Below are 16,658 nucleotides of genomic sequence, written 5' to 3'. Positions count from 1 at the left end.
GGCCTGCACCGAGGCCTGAAGGCCTCAGTACGACGTGAGGGGCTGGGTCAGCTCGTCGTAGACCCTGAGGACCTGCGCGACCGTCTCGTCCTCGGTCGGCCAGGTCGCGGCCTGGGCGGCGCCCCGTTCCTTCAGCTCCTGTCTGCGTACGTCGTCGGCGAGCAACCGGATGACGGCCTCGGCGAGGGCCTGGGCGTCGCCGTACGGGACGAGTTCCGCGGCGTCGCCGACGAGTTCGGGAATGCCGCCGACGGCGGTGGCGACGAGCGGTACACGCGCGTGCAGGGCCTCCTGGGCGAGCAGGGAGCGCGACTCCCACTGGCTCGGAAGCACCACGAGGTCGGCGGCGGCCAGGAGTTCGGGGATGTCCTCGCGCCGCCCGACGAGGCACGCGGGCAGACCTTCGGCCTCGATGCGGGCCTGTAGGGCGGCCCGTTCGGCCCCCTCCCCCGCCACGACGAGCAGCGGCTGCGGTTCGAGCCCGCACCACGCGTGCGCGGCGTCGAGGAGGACGTCGTAGCCGCGGTGCGCGTCGAGCGATCCGACGGCGAGCAGCAGCGGGCGGTCCACGGCGCCGAGGTCGGCGCGGGCCTTGTGGCGCTGCCCCCTGGGCTCGGCGTCCGCGTCGGGGTCCCGGCGCTGCGCGGGCAGTGCGACGGGGGCGAGGCGGGCGTCACGGGCGCCCCGGCCGCGGGCGCGGTCCACGAGGTCGGAGGAGGTGCCGAGGACGACGGTGGCGGCCCTTGCGACCCGCCGCTCAAGGGCCCGCAGCACATGGGCGCGGGTGCCGGCGGCGTGGGCGCGGGTGTGCCAGGTGACGACGAGCGGGACGCGGCGCCCCGTCAGGGCGAGCGTGGCACGCAGCGCGGCGTGCAGTCCGTGCGCGTGCACCAGGTCGGCGTCCGCGCACGCCGCCCGCAGGGCCGCGAGGGACGCCGGGTCGCTGCGCCGCGGCACGGGGACGTGGTGGGCGCCGGTGCCCGCGAAGTCGTATGCCTCGTCCGCCTCACAGGGGGCGCAGACGGTGACGCGCACGCCCCGTGCGGCGAGCCCTGCGGCCAGGGACCTGACGTGCGCGCTGCTGCCCGCACTGCCACCGCCGAGTACCTGCACGGCGTGCAGACGCGGCCTGGACTGCGGGACGGGGGTGCTCACGTGGCTCACGTGGCCGGGGCTCCTGGGTCGGGTCGGCGGCTGGACGGCGCACCGGGGGGTGGGGGGCGCCGGTGGTGCGGGCGGGCGGACGCTCGGCCGTCCGTGCACTGCGCCAAGAATGCCAGTACGTATGCCCGTCCGGCACCGCTGAAAGGTCCCTTCAGCTTCGGCCCTGACAACTCCCGGCACCGGATCACCCACTCGGGCGAGCGCACGCCCCGCGCCGGGTCCCGTCCACCCGCCGTCTCCCCCTTCGATCCCCCTCCCCGCATCTTCGCGATGTGGGGTTCGGACCCAACTGGGAGCCCCCGATCCCGCCCCTTCTCCGATCCTGGGGCTCCGCCCCAGACCCCGCTCCTCAAACGCCGGAGGGGCTATTCACAGCCCGTCCGGCTTTGAGTACGAGGCGCGGAGCGCCGATGAGGCTGGGGTCCAGGGGGCGCAGCGCCCCTGGTTCGGGAAGGGGCGGGACCGGGGCGCCCCGCGAGGGCACTCGCCTAGCCGTCCCCCCGGGCCGCCGCCAGCAACTCCTCCGCATGCGCCCGAGCGGTCTCGGAGTCCTCCTGCCCGGCGAGCATGCGCGAAAGCTCCCGCACCCGGTCCTCCCCTTCGAGCACCTGCACCCCGGACCGTGTCACGGACCCGTCGCTGGTCTTCTCGACGAGCAACTGCCGGTCGGCGAACGCCGCCACCTGCGGAAGGTGGGTGACGACAACGACTTGCGCGGACTTCGCGAGCCGCGCGAGCCGCCGCCCGATCTCGACCGCGGCCTTGCCGCCGACCCCGGCGTCGACCTCGTCGAAGAGATAGGTGGGCACGGGGTCCGTACCGGCGAAGACGACTTCCACGGCCAGCATGACCCGGGACAGCTCGCCTCCTGAGGCCCCCTTGGCGATGGGCCGCGGCGGCGCCCCCGGGTGGGGGGCGAGGAGCAGTTCGACCTCGTCGACGCCGGCGGGCCCGTACGCGACCGTGCGCCCGTCGATCTCGACGCCGTGGGGGTCGTCGGCCTGCCGCACGTCGATCGTCACGCGCGCGTGCGGCATGGCGAGGGAGGCCAGCTCTTCGGTGACGGCCGCGGCGAACCGCGTGGCGGCCTCGACGCGCGCCTCGGTCAGGGCCAGGGCGAGACCGGAGAGTTCGGCACGCAGGGCGTCCCGCTCGGCGGTGAGTTCGCTCAGGCGGCCGTCGTCGCCCTCCAGTTCGGTGAGCCGCGCGGCGCCGTCCTCGGCCCAGGCGAGCACGGCACCGACGTCCTCGCCGTACTTGCGGGTCAACTGGGTGAGCGCGGCCCTGCGCTCCTCCACGGCGGCGAGCCGCAGCGGGTCGGCGTCGAGGTCGTCGGCGTACCCGGCGAGCTCGCCCGCCACGTCCGACAGGAGGATCCCGATCTCGCCGACGCGGTCGGCGAGGGCGGAGAGGGACGCGTCGTGGGAGCGGACGGCCTCCAGGGCCCGGTGGGCGCCCGCGACCAGGGTGGTGGCGTCGACGCCCTCGGGGTCCTCGGGGTTGCCCGCGAGGGCCGCGTGCGCGAGGGCCGCGGCGGAGGCGAGGGCTTCGGCGTGGCCGAGCCGCTCGGCCTCGGCGGAGAGTTCGGTGTCCTCGCCCGCGCGCGGTTCGACGGCGGCGATCTCCTCCAGGCCGAAGCGCAGCATGTCGGCTTCCTGGGCGCGCTCGCGGGCACGCGTGGTGATCTCGTCGAGCTCGGTGGTGACGGCACGCAGCCTGCGGTACGCGGCGCTGTACTTGTCGAGCGGCCCGGCGACGGCCTCGCCCGCGTACCGGTCGAGCGCGCCGCGCTGCCGTGCGGGCTTGAGCAGGCCCTGCTGATCGGTCTGGCCGTGCACGGCCACGAGTTCGTCGGCCAGCTCGGCCAGCACGCCGACGGGCACGGAACGCCCGCCGAGGTGGGCCCGGGAGCGGCCCTCGGCCGAGACGGTGCGGCTGACGAGGAGCGCCCCGTCGTCGAGTTCGGCCCCTGCCTCCTCCGCGCGCACGGCCGCGGCGGCGCCCGCGGGCACGGTGATCCGCCCCTCGACGACCGCCGACTTGGCGCCGATCCGCACCAGGGCGGGGTCGGCTCTCCCGCCGAGCAACAGGCCGAGGCTCGTGACGACCATGGTCTTGCCCGCGCCGGTCTCACCGGTGACGGCGGTGAAGCCGGGCGACAGCTCGACCACCGCGTCGTCGATGACTCCGAGCGACCGTATCCGCATCTCCTCCAACACGGACATGACCATACGAGGTCAGGGGGCCGCCGTGCGACGTGCCCTGGTGCCCGGGTGTGAACGCGCAGGTGGTGGAGGTCGCCAGGAACGCCTCTGTCACCCGCCGGGGTGGGGTTTTCCCCAGGGGAACGCTGCGGCCCACACCATGGTGCGGGCACATCCCGCGCCGGATCATGATCGACATGAGTACAGGAATGGCGCGGGCTGCACTGCGCTCCCACCGCCCGGCGTTCGTGGGCACGGCCGTCGCGGCGCTCTTCGCGGCGACCGTGGTGAGCGCGTCGACGACGATGCTGCGGACCACGAGCACGGACGGACTCCCGGCGGACGTCCGGCACCGGCTCACCGAGAACGGCGTGGGCGACACGGCGGTCGTCCTTCTGATCGGTTCCATCTACATGTCGATATTCGTGGTCGCGTCGACCATGGGCACCGCCGTGGTCCAGCAGCATCGCGAGCTCGCCCTCGTCCGCTCCATCGGCGCCCGGCCCCGGCAGGTCCGCCGCGCGGTGGCCGTCCAGGCCGTCGCCGCGTCCGTACCGGCGGCGCTTGTCGGCTTCGCGCTCGGCGGTGTCCTCGCCCGGGTCTGGTTCCGCGGCATGGTCACCCACGGTCTGGTCCCGGCCGAGGTGCCCTTCCGCCTGAGCTGGCTCGCGCTGCCCGTCTGCCTGGGCGTGGCCGTGGTCACATCGGCGCTCGCCGCGGTGCTCTCCTCGCTCCGGTTCTCCCTGCTGCGCCCGGCACGCGCGCTGGACGAGGCGTCGGCGGGGCGGCGGGGGCTCGGTCTGCTGCGGGCTCCCCTCGGCGTCCTCGCGGTCGCGGGCGGCGTCGCCCTGTCGGTGCTCCTTTCGCGACAGCCCGCGGACGAGGCGAGCGAGGGTGCGTTCCTCGTCCTGATCCTGTTCTGCGCGGGCGCGGGGCTGCTCGGGCCGCGGATCATCGGGCCCGCGGCCTGGCTGGTCTCCGCGGCCGTGGGCAGGCTCGGCGGCGGCACGGCGCGCCTGGCGATGCTGAACGTGCGCTCACAGCCCCGCCGCTTCTCCGCGGCGGTGGTGCCGCTGCTCCTGGTCGTCGGCTTCGGCCTCACGAAGATCGCCATGCATACGACGGCCGAGCACCACACCGGCTCGGCGGGCAGCACCGGCGAAGTCTGGATGGACTACATGGGCACGTCGCTGTACGCCGGCTTCGCCGCCATAGCCTCGGCGAACACCCTCGCCATGATCTCCTTCGAGCGCCGCCGCGACCTCGCCCTGCTGCGGGTCGTCGGCTCCCAGCGCCGCCAGGTGCGGGCCATGGCGGCGTGGGAGGCGGTGGTCGTCGCCGGTACGGCACTGCTGCTCGGCGGCGCGATCGCCCTCGCCACCCTCGCACCGATGCTCAGCACGGCCTTCGGCTCGGCGGTGCCGCATCTGCCGTGGGCGGTACCGACGGGCATCGCGGCGGGCACCCTGCTCCTGACCCTCGGGGCCACCGGCCTGCCGGTGACGGCGGCGCTGCGACGCAGAGCAATAACGGTGCTAAACGCGACCTGACCCCACCCCGCGGGATGGCCACCCCGCAGGATGGGCGCCCCGCGGGATGACCGCCCCGCAGGATGGGCGCCCCGCAAGGGGCGCGGGGAACGGCGCGACCAGCCCCCACCGACCCGCAGAGGATGAATCCCGGCACGCCCCGCAAGGGGCGCGAGGAACGGCGCGACCAACCCCCACCGACCCGCAGGCTGACACCCCGCAGGATGGCGCCCCGCAGGGGGCGCGAGGAACTGCGCGACCAGCCCCCACCGGCCCGCGGCCAAGCACCCAACCGCCCCGCGGGACGAGCACCCCCCGCCCCGCGGACCAAGCACCCCCGCCCCGCGGGGCAACCACCCCAACCGCCCCGCACAACCCCCCGCACATCCAGCGAAGCGCTAGTGCGGAGCCCCCCGCCACCCCGACACCGGCAACGCGAACTTCGCCACGAGCCGGTCCGTGAACGAGGCATGGTGCAACCGGGCGAGCCGCACCGGCACGGCACCCCTGCGCACCTCCACACGCGCCCCGTCGGGCAGCTCCAGGGTCCGCCGCCCGTCGCACCACAGCACCCCGTGCGGCGTGTGCGGCTGGACCTCGACTGCGAGGACGGAGTTCGGCGAGGTCACCAGGGGCTTGGCGAAGAGGGCGTGGGCGCTGATCGGCACCATCAGGAGCGCCTCGACCTCCGGCCACACCACGGGCCCGCCCGCCGAGAACGCGTACGCCGTCGACCCGGTCGGGGTCGCGCACACGATGCCGTCGCAGCCGAACCCGGTGACCGGGCGCCCGTCGATCTCCAGGACGACCTCCAGGATCCGCTCGGCCGACATCTTCTGCACGGCGGCCTCGTTGAGGGCCCAGTCCCGGTGCACGACATCGCCGTTGCTGTGCACGAGGACGTCGACGGTCATCCGCTCCTCGACCTCGTACGCCTTGGTGACGACGCGGTCGACGACCTTGTCCAGGTCGTCCCGCTCGGCCTCGGCGAGGAAGCCGACCCGGCCCAGGTTCACGCCGAGCATCGGCACCCCGGAGGCACGGGCGAACTCGGCGCCGCGCAGCAGCGTCCCGTCACCGCCGAGCACGATGAGGAGTTCGCAGCCGTCCAGGCAGGCGGGTGTCGCCTCCTTGACGAGCTGCACCGACGGCGGCAGCGGCAGGTCCACCGCCTCCGCCGCGAGCACCCGCACGCCGATGCCGCTGCGCAGCAGCCCCTCCACGACTAGTTCGGCACTGCGGATGGCCGCGGGCCTGCCGGTGTGCGCCAGGAGAAAAACAGTACGAGCTCGGGTCTGACTCAACGGGGCCCCTCCGCCACGGCACGGTCGACGTCCGCCGGGTCGAGTTCCGGCGCCCCGGCGCGCAGCCACAGAAAGTACTCGACATTCCCCGAGGGCCCTGGCAGCGGGCTCGCGGTCACCCCGCGCACTCCGAGGCCGAGCCCCCATGCCTGCCGTGCCACGGTCCGCACGGCCTCGGCCCGCAGCTCCGCGCTGCGCACCACACCACCGCTGCCCAGGCGCTCCTTGCCGACCTCGAACTGCGGCTTGACCATCAGGACGAGGTCCGCGTCCGGCGCCGCGCAGCGCGCGAGGGCGGGAAGCACGAGCCCCAGCGGAATGAAGGAGAGATCGCCGACGACCAGGTCGACGGGCACGCCGTCGATGAGGTCGAGCGTCAACTCGCGTACGTTCGTACGATCCTTGACGGTGACCCGGTCGTCGCTCTGGAGCGACCAGGCGAGCTGTCCGTAGCCGACGTCGACGGCGACGACGTGCGCCACGCCCGCGCGCAGCAGTACATCGGTGAAGCCGCCGGTGGAGGCGCCCGCGTCCAGGGCGCGCCGCCCCTCGACTGCGAGCCCTTCCGGTACGAAGGCCGCGAGGGCGCCCGCGAGTTTGTGGCCGCCGCGCGAGACGTAGTCGGGGTCGCCGTCGTCCTGGGTGACGACGATCGCGGCGGCGGTCTCCACCTGCGTGGCCGGCTTGGTCGCGAGGGTCTTGCCGACGCTCACCCGGCCGGCGGCGATCAACTGACTTGCGTGCTCGCGCGAGCGCGCGAGCTTCCGGCGCACCAGCTCGGCGTCGAGGCGGCGGCGTGCCACTCCTGCCACGTTCGGTTCAGCTCCTGTCGTACGAGGGTCCGGGCGTGCCCGAAGGCGCGGGCGGCCCAGGGCGTGCGTCGAGCGCGGTGAGCGCGTCGCGCAGGCCCCGGTGGACATCCTCGTACACCTCGATGTGGCCGTCCGTGGCGAGGTGGTCGGCGTCGGCGAGACGCTGCAACCACGCGTCGACCTCGGCGTTGCCCGTGGGTGTGCGGACCACTTCCAGGGGGGCGGGTTCGGCGGGGGCGGCGCCCGCCTCCACCGCTGCCCCCACGGCGGCGTCCGGCACTGCCCCCACGGCGGCGTAGGCCACTGCCTCCGCGGCGGCTTCCGGCGTCGCCGAAAGCCCGTGCTCCGCCTCTCTGAGCTCGGGCTCGGGGCCCGGCGTCCAGTCGCTCATGGCACGACGCTACATCGAAGCCCTGCGGTACCGTCGATCACGATGGTGACCATGGCGGAGTGCCGCAGCGCACTCGACAGACTCTCGGACAACCTCGCGGGCGCCGACGGCGACGTACGCAGTGCGGCCGCCCTCGACCGCTCCCTGAGCTGCCACATCACCGATCTGGACGGCACGTTCACCGGGCGGCTTGAGAACGGCCGGATCGAGGTCGTCGACCAGCACTCGGGTCCGCCCCGAGTGAAGGCCCAGATCCGCCTCGTCATGACCGCCCCCGACCTGCTCGCCCTCGTCGACGGCGACCTGAACTTCACCAAGGCGTGGGCCGGAGGCAGGATCAGACTGGAGGCGGGCCTGCGGGACCTGCTGCGCCTGCGGTCGCTGCTGTGACGGCTGCCAGAACCAGCTACGTGGCCACGCGGGCCTTACGGGCGGCAGGCACGACCAAGGGCGTCCCCGTCTCCGGGTCGTCGATGACCCGGCAGTCGATCCCGAAGGCCTCCCGCACCAACTCGGCGGTGACGATCTCCAGCGGCGGGCCCTCGGCGAGCACCTTTCCGTCGCGGAGTGCGATGAGGTGTGTGGCGTAGCGGGCGGCGTGGTTCAGGTCGTGCAGCACGGCGACCAGCGTGCGCCCCTGCTCCTCGTGCAGATCGGCGCAGAGGTCGAGGACGTCGATCTGGTGCTGGATGTCGAGGAACGTGGTCGGCTCGTCGAGCAGAAGCAGCGGTGTCTGCTGGGCGAGCGCCATGGCGATCCAGACGCGCTGGCGCTGACCGCCGGACAGCTCGTCGACGTACCGGTCCGCGAGCTCGGCGACGCCGGTGGACTCCATGGACTCGCGCACGATCCGCTCGTCGTCGCCCGACCACTGCCGCAGCAGTCCCTGGTGCGGGTAGCGGCCGCGGGCCACCAGGTCGCCGACCGTGATGCCGTCAGGGGCGATGGAGGACTGCGGGAGCAGACCGAGGGTCCGCGCGACCTTCTTGGCGGGCAGCGAGTGGATGGTCCGGCCGTCGAGGAGCACCCGCCCGGCCGACGGCTTGAGCATCCGGGACAGGGCGCGCAGGAGCGTCGACTTGCCGCAGGCGTTCGGACCGACGATCACGGTGAAGGAGTTGTCGGGTATCTCGACGGACAGCTTCTCCGCGATGACGCGCTGGTCGTAGCCGAGGGTGACGTCGTCGGCGATCAGCCGGTTCACAGGGCACGCTCCTGGTCGTGGGTGTCTTCGTACGCGGACGAGGGCTGCGGCCCCGCAGACGTCGGCGGCATGGGCTGCGGCCCCGCAGATGTCGGCAGCATGGGCTGCGGCCCCGCAGATGTCGGCAGCATGCGCTCAGGCGGCATGCGTGTCGGCCTCATATGCGTCCCGCCTTGCGCTCGGTGACGAGCAGCCACAGCAGATACACGCCGCCGAGGACACCGGTGACGACGCCGACGGGCAGTTGGTCGGCGCCGAAGACCCGCTGCGAGGCCCAGTCGGCGACGACGAGGAGGGTGGCGCCCATGCACAGGGCGGGCACCAGGTTCGGGCCCGGTGAGCGGGTCAGGCGGCGGGCCAACTGGGGCGCGGTGAGGGCGACGAAGCTGACGGGCCCGGCGGCCGCGGTCGCCGCCGCCGTGAGCAGCACCGCGGCGGTCATCAGGACGACGCGGGTGCGCTCGACGGGCACCCCGAGCGCGTACGCGGTGTCGTCGCCCATCTCCAGCATCCGCAGTGGCCGCGCATGCGCGACGATCAGCGGCAGGAGCACGGCGCACAGCGTGAGCAGCGGCCACACCTGCTCCCAGTCGCGCCCGGCCAGCGAACCGGTCATCCACACGACCGCCCGCGCCGCGTCGACGAGGTCGGCCTTGGTCAGGAGGTAGCCGTTCACGGCGACGGCGAAGGCGTTCACGCCGATGCCGACGAGGACGAGACGGTAGCCGTGGACGCCCTGCTTCCAGGCGAGGAGGTACATCGCGGCGCCGGTGACCAGGCCGCCGACGAGCGCGCCGCCGGCGACCTCGGTCGCGCTGCCCTGGAAGATCACGATCATCAGGAGGGCGCCCGCGGTGGAGCCCTGCCCGATACCGAGGACGTCCGGGCTGCCCAGCGGATTGCGGGAGATGGACTGGAAGAGCGCGCCGCCGAGGCCGAGCGAGGCGCCGACAAGGAGGGCGACGACGACCCGCGGCAGCCGCAGGTCGTTGATGATGAACTCCTGGCCGGGGTCGCCGTTGCCGAGCAGGGTGCGGATGACGTCCACGGCCGGGATGTCGAAGTCGCCGGTGCCGATGAGGGCGACGCTCGCGGCGAGCGCGGCGACCACGAGCGCCGCCACGACCACGGCCGCGCGGACGTCGAAGCGGACGGACACTCCGCCATGGGTGCGCAGCGCGCGGGCGCGCGGCGCTGAAGTACGCGTCGCGCGGGTACCTAGGGCCTTCACAACTGGGCCGTCCTCCGCCGTCGTACGAGCAGGATGAACACCGGGGCGCCGACGGCCGCGGTGACGATGCCGACCTGGAGCTCGGCGGGCCGCGAGACGATCCGGCCGAGCACATCGGCGCCGAGCAGCAGGACGGGCGAGAGGACGGCCGCGAACGGGAAGATCCAGCGCATGTCGGGTCCCGTGAAGGAGCGCACGATGTGCGGCACCATGAGGCCGACGAACATGATGGGCCCGCACGCGGCGGTCGCGGCGCCGCACAGCAGCGTCGCCGAGACCATGGAGAGCGCGCGGGTGCGGGTCAGATGGGCGCCGAGCGCGCGGGCGGTGTCGTCGCCCATCGCCACGGCGTTGAGGGGCCGGGCGAGGCCGAGGGCGAGCAGGGTGCCGACGGCGAGGAACGGCGCGACCTGCTGGATCGTCTCCATCTTGGCGGAGGCCAGCGAACCGACCGTCCAGAAGCGCATCTTGTCGAGCGCGGCGTTGTCCGTGATCATCACGGCCTGGAGATAGCCGGAGAGCGCCGCGGTCAGCGCCGTACCGGCGAGGGCGAGCCGCACCGGTGTGGCACTGCGGGTGCCGCCGAGCGCGTACACAAGGGCACCGACGACCGCCGCGCCCGCGAAGGCGAACCACACATAGCCGGTCAGCGAGGTGACGCCGAAGAAGCTGATGGCGGTGACGACGGCGGCGGACGCGCCCATGTTGATGCCGAGCAGTCCTGGGTCGGCGAGCGGATTGCGGGTCAGCGCCTGCAGGACGGCGCCGGACAGGCCGAGCGCCATGCCCGCGAGGACACCGAGCAGCGTGCGGGACACCCGCTCGCCGACGACGATGTCGGCGTACGTCCCCGAGTCCTCGAAGAGGCCGTGCCAGACCTGGTCCATGGAGAGCGGTTTGGCTCCCACGGCGATGCTGGCGAACACCAGGGCGAGCAGCACCACGACGGAGAGCAGGAGCCCGGCGCCGCGTATCGCGCGGCGACCGGGTGGCGCGGGAGCGGTCTCCGCGCTGGGTTCGGGGGGACTGTCGACCAACACCCGGTTAGGTTAGCCTACCCTGCCAACGCTCTTCGACGAGAGAAGTGCCACGTATGCCCCGGTCAGTCCCCACATCCGAGCCCTCCCCCACCCGCCGCGGACTGCTCGCGGGAGGTGCTGCTCTGGGCCTGGGTGCGCTGCTCGCCGCGTGCGGCAGCGAGGACGGGCTCGACGCCGAAGAACATCGTGGCCTTCATCAGCACGGCCGCCGCCCTGCATGACTACGGCGTCGAGTGCACCGGCGCCTTCGGCCCCTGAGGAGAGACCACGCCGGTCTCATCCTGATCGACAACCGCTCGACCTCGTTCTCCGCCCAGCAGCTCGCGAAGAAGCCGACCTGGAACCAGCTCCCCGCCGTCAAGGCCGGACAGACCGCACAGAGACGAACCGGACCGGGCGGCGAGGAAGCCCGAGGGGCGACGGTTTCAGCGCGCCCCGGCGAAGATCCAGCCCGTCCGACGTTTGAGGACGAGGCGCGGAGCGCCGATAAGCGGGGGTCCAGGGGGCGCAGCGCCCCTGGTTCGGGAAGGGGCGGGATTGGGGAAGCCCCCCCTACAACCCCAGCCGAGCCAACGCCTTCCCCCCATCAAGCCCACAAACCCCGTCCCCCGCCTGGGCCCAGGCCACCGCACAAAGCACCCGCAACCCATCCAAAGCATCCCCCTCCCCCTCAAGCACCAGCGCCTCACCCCTCACAGCAGCACTGAACCCACCACAACGAAACCCCTCCCCCTCCGCCACCACCTCAGGCTGCCCAGCGAGAAGCCCCCGCAGATCCCCGTCCACATAAGTGGGCCGATGCTCGGGCCGAGCAGCAAGCAACTGCGCCCCGTCGGTGACCCCGGTCAGAACGAGCAACGAGTCCACACCCCCGTTGAACGCCCCCTCGATATCGGTGTCGAGCCGGTCCCCGACAACCAGCGGCCGCTCAGCCCCCGTCCGCAGAATCGTCTCCCGGTGCATGGGAGGCAACGGCTTCCCCGCCACCTGCGGCTCCGCGCCCGTAGCGATCCGCACGACCTCCACGGCGGCGCCGTTGCCGGGCGCGATACCACGCCCGCTCGGGATGGTCAGGTCGGTGTTGGACGCGAACCACGGCACGCCGCGCGCGACGGCGTAACTGGCCTCCGCGAACCGCGACCACGCGAGGTCGGGCCCGCCGTACCCCTGCACCACGGCCACCGGCTCGTCGTCGGCGGACTCCACGGGTTCGAGCCCGCGCTCACGCAACGCGACCCGCACCCCCTCGCCACCGATCACCAACACCCGCGCCCCGGAAGGCACTTGCTCGCTCACGAGCCGCGCGACGGCCTGTGCCGACGTGATCACGTCCGACGCGTCGGCCGGGATGCCGAGCTCCGTCAGATGGGCGGCGACCGCGTCCGGCGTGCGCAGCGCGTTGTTCGTCACGTACGCGAGACGCATACCGTCGGACCGGGCCGTGTCCAGCGACTCGACGGCGTACGCGATGGCCTTGCCGCCCGCGTACACCACCCCGTCGAGGTCGAGCAGCGCCGTGTCATAGCTGACGTTCAAGGGCTTCGCACTGCCCGCGGGGCGGGTCCTCACGGGCTCGCTGCGCGTCCGGCTGCCGGTCTGGCTCATTACGTATCGCTCCTCACTATGTGCACTGCCCCGATCATCGCGCATGCCAGGGACACACTTACGATGCACTAATGAACACAGCGGGTGACAACGACGTCCAGGGCCTCGATCTTGTTCCGTTCCGAGGTGTGCGCTACGACCCCGAGAGGGTGGGCTCACTCGCCGCCGTGACGTCACCGCCGTACGACGTGGTCGTGCGGCCCGACGGCCTCCTCGAACTGGAGTCGGCCGACCCGCACAACATCGTCCGTCTGATCCTGCCGCAGGCGACCACGCCCGCCGCCCGCAACCGCCAGGCCGCCGACACCCTCCACGAGTGGCTCGGCGAGGGCGTCCTCGCCCCCGATCCGGTACCCGGTCTGTACGTGTACGAACAGCGGGACGACGACATGCTGCAGCGCGGCATCATCGGCGCCCTGCGGCTGTCCGAGCCCGCGGCCGGGGTCGTCCTGCCGCACGAGGACGTCATGCCGCACGTCGTGGAGGACCGCGCGGCCCTGATGCGCGCGACGGCCGCGAACCTCGAACCGCTGCTGCTCACCTACCGCGGCGACGAGCCGACGAGCGGCGTGGCCGCCGTCATAGAGCGCGCCATACAGCACAAGCCGCTGCTGTCCACGACGACGGAGGACGGCTACAACCACCGTCTTTGGGCGGTGACCGAACCGGCGGAGATCACTGAAATCCGGTCGGATCTGGCGCACCACCAGGCTCTCATCGCCGACGGGCACCACCGCTGGGCCACGAATCTGCGCCTTCGCGCCGAGCACCCGTCGCCGGGCCCCTGGGACTTCGGCCTGGTCCTGCTCGTGGACACGGCCCGCTATCCGCTGCGGGTCCGCGCCATCCACCGGTATCTGCACGGGCTGCCGGTCGCGGAGGCCCTGGCCGCCCTCGAAGGCTCGTTCCGGGTACGTACTCTGCGGTGCTCCCTGCCCGACGCCCAGGCAGCTCTCGCGGGCGCGGCGGCGGAAGGCAACGCGTTCCTGCTGGCGGGTGACGGCGCGTACCACCTCGTCGACCGTCCATCCGCCGATCTCCTGGACCGTACGATCCCGCTCGGCCGCCCGGAGACCTGGCGCACCCTCGACGCGACCGTCCTGCACTCCGCGATACTCGACCACCTCTGGCGCGTACCCGACGCCCCGGAGCACATCGCGTACATCCACCACACGGAGGCCACGGTCGAGAAGGCCGAGCGTGAGGGCGGTACTGCGGTGCTGATGCACCCGGTGCGCGAGGAGGTCGTGCGGGAGCTGGCGCGGCAGGGGGTCACGATGCCCCGCAAGTCGACGTCGTTCGGCCCGAAGCCGGCGACGGGTCTGGTCCTGCGCGACCTGGCGTTCTGACGCCGCCGACCGCGCGGGCCGTCGCATACGACGAAGGGGTGGGCCTCCGGTCGGAGGCCCACCCCTTCACTCACTCTTGTCCACCGCCTGCCTGCCGCGGTGAAGAGATCTTTCAGTCCTCGTCACGCTCGCTGTCGCGCTCGCTGTCGCGCTCGATGACCGCGACGTCCTCGACCGTCTCGACGGCCTCGGCGGCCGGGCGGACCGCCGGGTCTTCGTCTTCATCCGTCTCGGCGGCGCGGGTCGGCTGGGCGTCGCGGGTCGGCTGGGCGTCGCGGTCCGGCTCGGCCTGGCGGACCGGCTCGGCCTGGCGGACCGGGTCAGCTTCGCGGACCGGCTGCGCGTCGTGGTCCGGCCCGGCTTCGTGGTCCGACTCAGCCTCGCGGACCGGCTGCGCGTCGTGGTCCGACTCGGCATCGGGGTCCGACTCGGCATCGAGGTCCGGCTCCGCTTCGTCGCCGGTGAGGGCGTCGACGAACTCGACTCCGTCCAGTTCGGCGAGCCGGTCGGAGGCGTCGGTGCTGCCGTCCTTGTCGGCCTCGACGGCCTTGGCGAACCACTCGCGCGCCTCGCCCGCACGCTCGGCGGCGAGCAGGGCGTCGGCGTAGGCGTACCGCAGGCGGGCGGTCCAGGGCTGCACCGAGCTGGACGCGAGCTCGGGGCTCTGCAACGTGACGATGGCGGCGTCGACCTGCCCCATGTCGCGTCGCGCACCGGCGGCGACGAGCCGCATCTCGACCTGTCCCGCCTTGTCGAGCTTGTGCACCTCGGGGGCTCCGGCCATGTCGAGCGTCTTCTCGGGCCGTCCGAGCCCGCGCTCGCAGTCGGCCATGACCGGCCACAGCTCCACACTGCCGGTCATGCGCCGCGCGGCCCGGAACTCGGCGAGCGCCTCGCTGAACTTCTGGTTGGCGTACGCGGCGAAGCCTGCGGCCTCACGGACGGCGGCGACGCGTGAGGCGAGCCGCAGCGCGACCCTCGAGTACCCGTAGGCACCCTCGGGGTCCTCGTCGATGAGCTTGGCGACCATCACCAGGTTCCTTGCGACGTCCTCCGCGAGCCCCTTCGGGAGGCTCTGCAGCTCCTGCCGTACGTCCTGGTCGATCTCGTAGCCCGTGACGTCGTCCGGGATCGGCAGCCGCTTGATCGGCTCACGGTCCCGCTCACGGTCGTCGCGCCGGAAGCCACCGCGGTCGCCCCGATCGCCCCGGTCACCCCGGTCGTCACGGCCGCGGAAGCCGCCGGGACGGCCCCGGCTGTCGTCACGACGCGGTCCGTGCCCGCGGTCGTCGCGACCACGGAACCCGCCGCCACCGCGGTTGTCGTCCCGACGGTCGTCGCGTCGGTCGTCACGGCGGAAGCTGGGGCGGTCACCGCGGCCGCCGTCGTCACGACGGAACCCACCACGGTCGTTGTCGCGCCGGTCATCACGGCGGTCGTCGCGGCGGAAGGGGGGCCGACTGTCGTCACGACGGAAGCCACCACGATCGCCACCGCGGTCACCACCGCGATCGTCCCGGCGGTCATCACGTCGGAAGGGGGGCCGACTGTCGTCACGACGGAAGCCACCACGGTCACCGCCACGGTCACCACCGCGATCGTCCCGCCGGTCATCGCGCCGGTCGTCGCGCCGGAACGGCGGCCGACTGTCATCACGACGGAACCCACCACGGTCACCACCACGGTCACCACCGCGATCATCCCGGCGGTCATCACGGCGATCGTCGCGCCGGAACGGCGGCCGACTGTCATCACGACGGAACCCACCACGGTCACCACCACGGTCACCACCACGGTCACCACCGCGATCATCACGTCGGAAGGGGGGCCGACTGTCGTCACGACGGAAGCCACCACGGTCGCCACCGCGGTCGCCACCGCGATCGTCCCGCCGGTCATCACGACGGTCGTCGCGCCGGAAGGGGGGCCGACCGTCATCACGACGGAACCCGCCACGATCGTTGTCACGCCGATCGTCACGCCGGAAGCTGGGGCGGTCGCCTTCGCGCCGGTCGTCGCGGCGGAACGAGGGCCGGCCGCTGTCGCGGTCGTCACGGCCTCGATAGCCGCCACCGCCGCCACCGCCGCTACCGCCACGGTTGTCGTCGCGGCGGGACCCGCCACGATCACCACCACGGTCTCCGTCACGGCGGTCGTCGCGCCGGAAACCACCACGGTCTCCGTGGTCGCTACGGCCGCCGCGGTCACCGCCGCGATCGTCCCGGCGGTCGTCCCGGCGGTCGTCCCGGCGGAAGCCTCCGCGGTCTCCACCGCGGTCGTTGTCGCGTCGTGGCCCACCGCGGTATCCGCCCCGGTCGCCACCATCCCGGCTGCGCTGGTCGCGCTCCGGTCGCTCGTCGGGAGAGTTGGTGGACATGGGTGACTCCTAGTCTTCGGTACCGCAGTCATTCTGACGCAGCCGAGTAGTCGGCGCTCTTCGAGCAAAACAAAAAGGACCCTTGGTCCCAGCGTGAACGCTGGGACCAAGGGTCCTCCAAAGATTGTTCGGCGGCGTCCTACTCTCCCACAGGGTCCCCCCTGCAGTACCATCGGCGCTGTGAGGCTTAGCTTCCGGGTTCGAAATGTAACCGGGCGTTTCCCTCACGCTATGACCACCGAAACCCTATGAAACATCCCGCCGATAGGCGAAATCACAAACAGGGCAGCGAACAAGCACACTTTTCAATTAAGTAAGTGGAACTGTTCAGCCGACACAACTGTTCGTTGTTTCAGAACAACACAGTGGACGCGAGCAACTGAGGACAAGCCCTCGGCCTATTAGTACCAGTCAACTCCAGCGGTTGCCCGCCTTCCATATCTGGCCT

General features: G+C 72.6%; 13 protein-coding genes, 1 rRNA gene and 2 pseudogenes. 5 read left to right on the top strand and 11 right to left on the bottom strand.

What is annotated here, in order from left to right; genetic code table 11:
* Positions 1-24: 24 nt before the first annotated feature.
* Both IG78_RS0105360 and recN read right to left on the bottom strand, forming a co-directional pair.
* Positions 25-1,164: a glycosyltransferase family 4 protein gene (locus IG78_RS0105360; RefSeq protein ID WP_030560083.1), complete on the bottom strand. Its 1,140-nt coding sequence runs from the start codon at positions 1,162-1,164 to the stop codon at positions 25-27.
* A gap of 488 nt (positions 1,165-1,652) precedes the next feature.
* On the bottom strand, positions 1,653-3,395 hold the full coding sequence (gene recN, locus IG78_RS0105355) for a DNA repair protein RecN (RefSeq protein WP_030560082.1): 1,743 nt from the start codon (positions 3,393-3,395) through the stop codon (positions 1,653-1,655).
* A 170-nt stretch (positions 3,396-3,565) separates the two neighbouring features.
* Between recN and IG78_RS0105350 the strand changes: the two genes are divergently transcribed.
* Positions 3,566-4,918 carry an FtsX-like permease family protein gene (locus IG78_RS0105350; protein WP_225881955.1) on the top strand — a complete coding sequence of 451 codons (1,353 nt, stop codon included), beginning with the start codon at positions 3,566-3,568 and terminating at the stop codon, positions 4,916-4,918.
* 377 nt (positions 4,919-5,295) lie between these two features.
* Here the strand turns inward: IG78_RS0105350 and IG78_RS0105345 are convergent, their stop codons facing one another.
* The 3 genes from IG78_RS0105345 to IG78_RS41765 are packed head-to-tail and all read right to left on the bottom strand — an operon-like array spanning position 5,296 to position 7,404.
* Entirely contained in the window at positions 5,296-6,201 is a 906-nt protein-coding gene (locus IG78_RS0105345) for an NAD kinase (protein WP_078964765.1), read from the bottom strand.
* Positions 6,198-7,013, bottom strand: coding sequence for a TlyA family RNA methyltransferase (locus IG78_RS0105340; protein ID WP_030560079.1), 816 nt, complete (start codon positions 7,011-7,013; stop codon positions 6,198-6,200). The genes IG78_RS0105345 and IG78_RS0105340 overlap by 4 nt, the downstream gene beginning before the upstream one ends.
* A 7-nt stretch (positions 7,014-7,020) precedes the next feature.
* Positions 7,021-7,404 carry a hypothetical protein gene (locus IG78_RS41765; protein ID WP_030560078.1) on the bottom strand — a complete coding sequence of 128 codons (384 nt, stop codon included), beginning with the start codon at positions 7,402-7,404 and terminating at the stop codon, positions 7,021-7,023.
* Between the two features lie 42 nt (positions 7,405-7,446).
* Between IG78_RS41765 and IG78_RS0105330 the strand changes: the two genes are divergently transcribed.
* A complete protein-coding gene (locus tag IG78_RS0105330; RefSeq protein WP_030560076.1) occupies positions 7,447-7,794 on the top strand; it encodes an SCP2 sterol-binding domain-containing protein in 348 nt (115 codons plus the stop codon).
* 16 nt (positions 7,795-7,810) lie between these two features.
* On the opposite strand, the gene IG78_RS0105325 is transcribed toward IG78_RS0105330, so the two are convergent.
* The 3 genes from IG78_RS0105325 to IG78_RS0105315 all read right to left on the bottom strand — a co-directional run bounded on the left by IG78_RS0105325 (position 7,811) and on the right by IG78_RS0105315 (position 10,879).
* Positions 7,811-8,608, bottom strand: coding sequence for an ABC transporter ATP-binding protein (locus IG78_RS0105325; RefSeq protein ID WP_030560075.1), 798 nt, complete (start codon positions 8,606-8,608; stop codon positions 7,811-7,813).
* A 157-nt stretch (positions 8,609-8,765) separates the two neighbouring features.
* A complete protein-coding gene (locus tag IG78_RS0105320) occupies positions 8,766-9,839 on the bottom strand; it encodes a FecCD family ABC transporter permease (RefSeq protein WP_030560073.1) in 1,074 nt (357 codons plus the stop codon).
* Positions 9,836-10,879 carry a FecCD family ABC transporter permease gene (locus IG78_RS0105315; protein ID WP_030560071.1) on the bottom strand — a complete coding sequence of 348 codons (1,044 nt, stop codon included), beginning with the start codon at positions 10,877-10,879 and terminating at the stop codon, positions 9,836-9,838. The genes IG78_RS0105320 and IG78_RS0105315 overlap by 4 nt, the downstream gene beginning before the upstream one ends.
* Before the next feature lie 53 nt (positions 10,880-10,932).
* On the opposite strand from IG78_RS0105315, the pseudogene IG78_RS50040 reads away from it, so the two are divergent.
* A pseudogene (locus IG78_RS50040) lies at positions 10,933-11,134 on the top strand (ABC transporter substrate-binding protein); the annotation flags it as partial.
* A gap of 297 nt (positions 11,135-11,431) precedes the next feature.
* On the opposite strand, the gene IG78_RS0105305 reads toward IG78_RS50040, so the two are convergent.
* The gene (locus IG78_RS0105305; protein ID WP_030560070.1) at positions 11,432-12,484 is read right to left on the bottom strand and encodes an HAD-IIA family hydrolase; all 1,053 of its coding nucleotides are present in this window, start codon (positions 12,482-12,484) and stop codon (positions 11,432-11,434) included.
* A gap of 71 nt (positions 12,485-12,555) precedes the next feature.
* On the opposite strand from IG78_RS0105305, the gene IG78_RS0105300 reads away from it, so the two are divergent.
* The gene (locus IG78_RS0105300) at positions 12,556-13,833 is read left to right on the top strand and encodes a DUF1015 family protein (protein ID WP_030560069.1); all 1,278 of its coding nucleotides are present in this window, start codon (positions 12,556-12,558) and stop codon (positions 13,831-13,833) included.
* Between the two features lie 456 nt (positions 13,834-14,289).
* Here IG78_RS0105300 and IG78_RS51095 read toward each other — a convergent pair.
* Positions 14,290-14,971, bottom strand: a pseudogene (locus IG78_RS51095) (tetratricopeptide repeat protein); the annotation flags it as partial.
* 138 nt (positions 14,972-15,109) lie between these two features.
* Here IG78_RS51095 and IG78_RS50035 point away from each other — a divergent pair.
* Positions 15,110-16,216 (top strand): hypothetical protein, encoded by a 1,107-nt coding sequence (locus IG78_RS50035; protein ID WP_031128369.1) that lies wholly within the window; start codon positions 15,110-15,112, stop codon positions 16,214-16,216.
* Positions 16,217-16,336: 120 nt separating this feature from the next.
* Here the strand turns inward: IG78_RS50035 and rrf are convergent.
* Positions 16,337-16,453, bottom strand: a 5S ribosomal RNA gene (gene rrf / locus IG78_RS0105290).
* Positions 16,454-16,658: the final 205 nt, after the last annotated feature.

Source organism: Streptomyces aureocirculatus (assembly GCF_000720475.1).
Lineage (GTDB): Bacteria > Actinomycetota > Actinomycetes > Streptomycetales > Streptomycetaceae > Streptomyces > Streptomyces aureocirculatus.
This window is presented reverse-complemented; position numbering and strand designations above follow the sequence as displayed.